2 protein-coding genes are annotated in these 7277 nt (G+C 44.4%); both read right to left on the reverse strand.

Annotated features, from left to right (window positions below):
- A partial coding sequence (locus OGM63_RS01630) for an endonuclease MutS2 (protein WP_445974546.1) occupies positions 1–1328 on the reverse strand: 1328 nt, incomplete at its 3' end.
- Positions 1329–1450: 122 nt separating this feature from the next.
- Positions 1451–7180, reverse strand: a complete 5730-nt coding sequence (locus OGM63_RS01635) for a translocation/assembly module TamB domain-containing protein (RefSeq protein ID WP_263743756.1) — start codon at positions 7178–7180, stop codon at positions 1451–1453.
- Positions 7181–7277: the final 97 nt, after the last annotated feature.

Genomic DNA, 7277 nt, shown 5'->3' on the forward strand with positions numbered 1-7277 from the left:
GGGGATGAGGAAGCAAATTCCTCCAAGTCGTCCTTATCCCCCTTGTCCTCCAAGTCGTCCTCCTGCCCCTCTGTCTCCTTCTCCCCATTTCCCAAAGCTTCTAAAATCCGACTTATCCGGCGAATGTGACCGGAAAATGTAGATAAACTTTGCTGTAGGGATTGTTCATCGCCAATATCTGCCAGTATCTTCTCAAACCAAGGTATTTCTACAGGTTCGCGGGCGGGGACAAATAAACCCACTTTCGCCATCAATGCTGCTAAAGCGAGGGTTTTCAAGCTGACAGTTTTACCGCCGGTGTTTGGTCCTGTGATCGTCACCACCCGAATTTGCGGTTGAATCAGTAAATCCACGGGAATTACTGCTGAACCTTGTTCGTGTTGATGCTGCCAGACTAAAAGCGGATGACGCAATTGCCGTAAAGTAATAGTTTCATTTTCTTCCCGCTGGATAAATCGGGGGGGATTTGCTCCTAACCAGAAACTATAACGCGCTCTAGCGGTTGCTAAATCCAAAGTTGTGACAATTGCTAGCAATCTTTCCAAATCTGGTTTGACTGCTGCAACTTGCTGTGTTAGAGTGCGGCGAATCGCTTCTTCTTCAACTTGTTCTTTTTTCGTTGTTTGCCGTAGTTGATTGCCCCAAGGCACAATGGAATTAGGTTCTATATACAGCGTTGCGCCGCTGGTAGAGGTATCGTGAACAATGCCGGGAATCGCGTCTTTTTGGGGTGCTTTCACGGGGATCACGTAGCGATCGCCTCTTTGGGTAATTATTTGTTCTTGAACTGCGCCATATTTAACTTGTAAAATATTTTGCAGTTTTTGAGTAATTTGGCTGCGTAATTTCCGCAAATCATTGCGAATATCATTGAGTTTTTGGCTAGCGCGATCGGCTACTTGTGCGCGATCGTCAATACAACGGTGAATTTCTTGCTCTAGTTCTGGATAGGTCCGTAAATCGGCAATCAGCTGATTGAGTATGGGAAAATCAGGTTGGTTGTCAATTACACGGCGTAAATTTCTGGTTCCCGCAAGAGTAGTAGCGATCGCCAAAAGTTCCTCACCAGTTAAAACACCTTGGATTTCTGCCCGCTCTAGAGAATCACCAATATCTTGAATTCCCTCAAAAGACAGTCCCGTGGTGAGACGATTTTCTAATTCGTATATTTCCTTGGTTTGCTGAACCAAGTACTCGCTTTTTGCTCTGGAGTCAGGAATCGGCAAATAACGTGAGGCTAGCGCTCCTAGTTTCGTTGCCGCAAATGTGCTCATATGCTGGCAGAGCCGATGCCATTCTAGTAGTTCTAAAGTTTCAGACTGGATCAAGGCTTCAACATCTAATCTGAAATTATCGTAACAATACTACGAACAGACAGGTTCATTTTCAAGGGTGAAATTTCCGCCCATATTACTACTTACTGGTTATTTTTTGTGAAACCAATGCCCAATTAAAAGCGCTTTTCATACTCCAACACAGCATTAATGCCACATGAGTAAGTAGCAAAGTTGTCTTGATTGTTACCATTTGTGGCAGAACAATTAGAGTTAGTGAATAAAGGTGCAGAACCACGCAAGCGCAAGTTATCGTTTATTCGGTAGTTAACACCTAATTGTAAGGGGTCTTCGGCAGTCAAAATCTTGACACCAGAAACAGAAATTCTCGGAGTAATATCAACTCCAGCCTCCGCTCCCAATTCCAGACTAGAAGAATTGCTAACTGCTGAAATAGTCGGGAATAAACGGAATTCACTTAAGCCAAATGCATTGCCAATCTGGTTAAAAGTTCCCTGAAGGTTAAGAGCAGAACCTGCTAAGTTCGCAAGTGCCAGGGTACTGCCCCCACTTCCCAGGGTGTTGACAAAACTACCACCAAGCAAAGCCACAATCTCGGTTTCACTACGTGCAGGAGTGCTTCTTAATTCTAAATTTTGGTTAAGTTGGCTAGCCAAACCTTCAACACGCGCTTCAACTTGAATAGTTCTGATCGGTTCAAAGTTAGGAATAATACCATTGTTGTCGTTGATTTCCGATGATACTGATGTGGTACTGAGCCTAGTGGGAACAGCATCCAGCACCTTGGCTAATAGCCGAATATTTAATTCGGGGTCAAGTCCTCTTTCTGGGCTAAAGGTTGCTGTCTGTTCGTAGCCACGGGCAAGGTTCAACTGCGTGGTATACAAATTCACACCACCACTTCTTAGGCGAATAACTCCAGAGGGTAACAAATTACCCAAAGAGCCGTTGATGGTGAGCGCACCAGTAGCTCCAAAACTGATCAGAGGTGGACGAATAACTTTTACGTCTTTGGCTAGCTCAAGCTCTAAATTATTAAATCTGGTCGTTGTCCCAGTGGCGTTTTTGGAAGTGTCTTTGTTTTGCTTGAGGGCTTTAGCAGGGGAGGGTGGAATGCTTACATTGTTATTTGTCGGCTGAGTAGCGTTGGTAGATTCTGCTAACAAAATTTCACCATTTGTCAACTGTACTTTACCACCAATTATTGGGCTAAGTGCAGCACCAGTAATTGTCACATTCCCGCTAGCGCCACCTTGATACAATCCTTTGAGATTTAACGTCAATTGGTCAAGAGTTACCCTTAAGGGATTGTTTATTTGTACTTGTCGATTGTTGGAAATAGGAATCTCTCCCGCAGCTGCGACTTTACCCCGGCTATAATTACCCTGGAGATTTTCCACTCTTATGCTGTTAAAATTAAACAGGACTCTACCGTTAACATCTGTCAGTTGTCCTGGTAAAGCTTGAGCGGAAAAAACACCATTGTTGATGCTGGCAGTTCCATTAACAACTGGATCTTGTCTTGTCCCCCGCACTGTTAAGTCTATTTCTCCCTGACCATTTTCCAACGCCACTTGGTTAGTAAACAGATTTAATAATGCCAATCCTTCATTTTTCACCTTTACATCTAGCTGAATTTCATTGCTATCTGGTGCTGCTGACGCAAAAGGAAACTGGTAGGGAATGCTACCACTGATATTGACTGGTTCTGGACCAGAAACCTTGACTTGACTGCCAAAGTTGAGACGTCCGTTAGCATAAGCAAAAGTTGCAGCTGCTGATTCTATCGGCTTTTGATTGAGAGTTCCCTCAGTCACTTGCAATTCCCCCCTAGCTTGGGGGTTCTTAATACTGCCTGCTAAAGCTGCTGAAGCGTTCAGATTACCTGTAAAACCAATTGGCAGTTTGACAAAATTATTTAGTATTCCTACAGGGAAATTATTAACTCGTAATTGACCGGATTGTTCTTCACTACCGATCGCACCTGTAAAAGCGATCAGTTTGTTTTGAGACTCCAGTCGTAAGGGTAACAATGTTAGAATGCCATTTTCCAAGCTACCTTCGGCAATTACTTTTTCGGCACTATAGCAACGATCTATTTCTAAACATTGATTTTGTCCGTCCTTTGCACCCCAAACAAAGTTTTGACCGTTCAAATTAAACTTCACACCCAGTCCTTTTGCCGTACCTGTTTCCACAGCAATATCACCGTTGAAAGTGCCGGTTAAATCTGCCAATGCTGGTAAAATAGAAGCACTCTGCTGCTCTTCTTTTTGTGCTAAAAGTGCATCAATTTCATAAAAGCGCTGGAGTTGGGTAAATAAAGGCTGATTGGCTAAACCTTGTGGGGTGGTGACTAAATCCGCAGCTTTGCCATAAGTTGGTGCTTCGGCACCGCGTTGAAAATCTTGGATTTCAAATAACTGTGCTACAACCAAGACATCTTGGATATTACCTTGATTGATGTTAACAGACGCTTGCAGTTGCGGAGTTTTGTCAGCTTGCTTAAAAGTGCCGCTGAAAGCGTAGCGACTCTTGCCTTTAGTGAATTCGCTATTATTTAGTGTTGCTACACCGTTGTTGTAGTTAAACTGTGCAGCAAAGCGATCGCCTTTAATTCTGCCAACTTCGGGTTTCTCAATCTTAATATTACCCATTGTCGCAAATGTTCGCTGATTAACCTGTAAATCTCCTGATATCAATCCAGCGATCCTGTCCCCTACACCCAAACGAATATTCGGTGGTGGATTTAATTTCAATACCTGCAAGGGGAAATCTTTGACTTGCACAGCCAAATTATCTCCTTGACTGCCACCAATTACTGATGCTTCCTTCCACTGTACTACAAAGGATTCAGGGCGATTATTGGCATTTAGCTTTAAAGCAATGCGATCGCTTCTCAGAGGAGGGGGGGAGGGGGGGGATGTTGACTGTTGACCGTTGACCGTTGAACGTTGACCATCAGTCCCTACTAGATCCAAATTTAAACCACGCCCTTGCACTGATTCAACTTTACCACTCAACACCGGATCAAAAGCTAAACTATTTACCACCAAGTCGCGTAAATTGAGTTGCCCTTCAACATTTGGCAAAGGCAACTTTCCGGTGACTTGTCCACTAAAATCGGCTCTCCCTGCCAAGGCTACCCCATACGGCAGCTTTAGAGGCAATTGTTGGATATTGTAATTTTGTGCTTGTACATTCAGATTTAAATTAGTAATTTCCGGGATACTTGCGTTCGCGTTGACAAATATATCACCACTAACATTTAAATCTGGAGCGGTAGCTTTGACAATCGTCAGCTTTTGACCATTCCAGGCGATCGCAGCATTCAACGGTTTCTCAAGTCCTGGAATACCTTGAGATAACTGTACATCACCAGCGGCACGCACATCTGATAATTTGGGTGATGCCACCGCACCCGCTACTTGCAACTGACCTCCCAAATCCCCGCGTAATTGCTGATTAAAGCGGTTTAATTCTACACCCGAAGCCGCCACTAAAGCTTGATAGCGACCATTAGCAAGTTGAATATTTGAAGCTGTAACTGTCCCACCCGCAACATTTACCCTTGCTTGACCTGTGGCTTGAATATTTTGCCGTTGGGATGGTTCCAAACTTCCTGCCACATTAAATTGACCATTTAAATCACCTTGAAACTGCGGTGGTACCTTCGCTAAACGCTGCAATGGCACGTTATTTGCTTCAACTTGAGCCTGATAGCGACCATTAGCCAATTGAATATTTGCAGAGACGTTCCGCTGGAACGTCTCTACTGTACCCTTGCCAAAATTTACCCTTGCTTGACCGGTGGCTTGAATATTTTGCCGTTGGGATGGTTCCAAACTTCCTGCGACATTAAATTGACCGTTTAAATCACCTTGAAACTGCGGTGGTACTGATGGCAAACGCTGCAAAGGCACATTATTTGCTTGCACTTGCGCTTGATAGCGACCATTAGCCAATTGAATATTTGCAGAGACGTTCCGCTGGAACGTGTCTACTGTACCCCTTCCAAAATTCACCCTTGCCCGACCAGTAGCTTGAATAGTTTCTGGTTGAAAGGAAGTAGCGCTGCCTGCGACATTAAATTGACCATTTAAATCACCTTGAAGTTGCGGTGGTACTGATGGCAAACGCTGCAATGGCACATTATTTGCTTGCACCAGTGCTTGATACACCCCATTAGCCAGTTGAATATTTGATGCCGTAATTGTGCCATTTCCCACATTCACCCGTGCCTGACCAGTAGCTTGGATAGTTTCCGGTGTAATTGATTCCGCGCTTCCTGCCACCTGAAACTGACCGGTTAACCTGCCGCGAAAATCCTTAGCCGTTGGTGCTAATTCTTGCACAGATACATCATTTGCCCGCACTTCTGCTTGATATACCCCATCAGCCAGTCGGATATTTGTAGCTGTAATACCACCACCAACACCCAAACGTGCAACGCCAGTAGCTTGGAGAGTTTTTAGGCTAAAATTATCTCTACTGGTTGCAATTTGGAACTTACCCGCCAAAGGTGCTTGTAAAATAGGGGGACTCTTTTTCAAGACTCGTCCCAGTCGCACACCTGATGCGATTAATTGAGCCGAAACGTTTTGGTCTTGCAGCTTGATGTTAGAAATTGCAACAGTACCACCACCAATTTGAACTCGTCCGTTTTCCGAGTCAACTTTGGCAATTTGAAACGGACCCGTAGTGCCGGATAATTTGAAACGACCGTTTAAGAGTGCTCCAGCCAAAGAGACATTTTGCAGTTGTTGTTTGTTGACAAACGGTTCTAACTGTATACCTTTAGTTTGGGCTACAGCTTGCCAGCGTTGATTGGCAAAACTGCCGTTTGCTAGTACTGTACCCCCAGCGACACTAGCAACCACATTGCGGAAAGAAACGCTTTTATCTGGTGCGATCGCTATTTCACCAGTTGTCGGGTAGGTAGCGCGTGGTGCTTGAAACTCTACCACAGTTTGCACATTACTACCACCGCCACTTAAATTAGCATCGCCAGAAACAGTGCCAATTTGCACATTTGATGTATTTACGTCATAAACCTTTGCAAATACGTCTCCAGGCAGATTTTTGGCGCGGAAATTGACATTGATTTGGGGAACTTTACCAAGAGCGATCGTGCCACTACCAGTCACATCGCCGCCTAATTTTACCTTCCCTTGAATATCTTTTAAGGTAATTAGGGAAGCGGCAGTGGAAAAATAAAATTTACTCCGGAAGGTATCAAAATCAACTTTGTCAATTTTGGCAGGTTTGGTGCTGACAACTGTACCAGAGAGAAATGGTTTGGAGATTCCTCCCCCAATCTGCAAGTCGGTTTTTACTTCTCCACTTACAGCTAAAGGCGATTTCACCTTGAGAGTTTCTATTGCATTGGCTACACTTATCGGTTGCGATCGCGCTGTCAGCTTAAACCCACTTGTTGTATCAATGATGCCATTAGCTACCAAGGGAATTTTACCGTAGCTAGTCGCCACATTATCAACCTTGATTTGCGTACCTTGGAAATTGAGATTTCCTTGGGAATTGACAAATGGTTGTGGCACTTTGGGAATCTGAAATCGCACTCCCTGTAAACTAGCGCTTCCTTCTAGTAAAGGTTGTTTTTTCCCGTTTAATTCAACTTGTAAATTACCATTAGTTCGCCCCGCCTCCAATATCAGTGGTAATTTGATCACACCAGTGATATCAGAAGCAAGAAAATCTTGCGCTTGAACCTTTAACTTAGCTTGTTGTATCGCTCCTCCCTCTACACGCACATCTCCCCCAAGGGCAATTGTCCCACCAGTATCTGGTAGCCCTTGCAGGTCAAATCTAATCAGCTTGTTGTTTTCCAGAGGTTGGGCATAACCGTTAAGCTGCGAAAACGCCACAGTTGGGGGAGGGGGAGTGGGAGAGGGGGAGAGGGGGAGAGGGGGAGAGGGGGAAAATTCCCAATTCGGAATCGAATATTCAAAATCGCAACCTATT

It is taken from the genome of Plectonema radiosum NIES-515 (assembly GCF_025753815.1).
Taxonomy (GTDB): domain Bacteria; phylum Cyanobacteriota; class Cyanobacteriia; order Cyanobacteriales; family Nostocaceae; genus Hassallia; species Hassallia radiosum_A.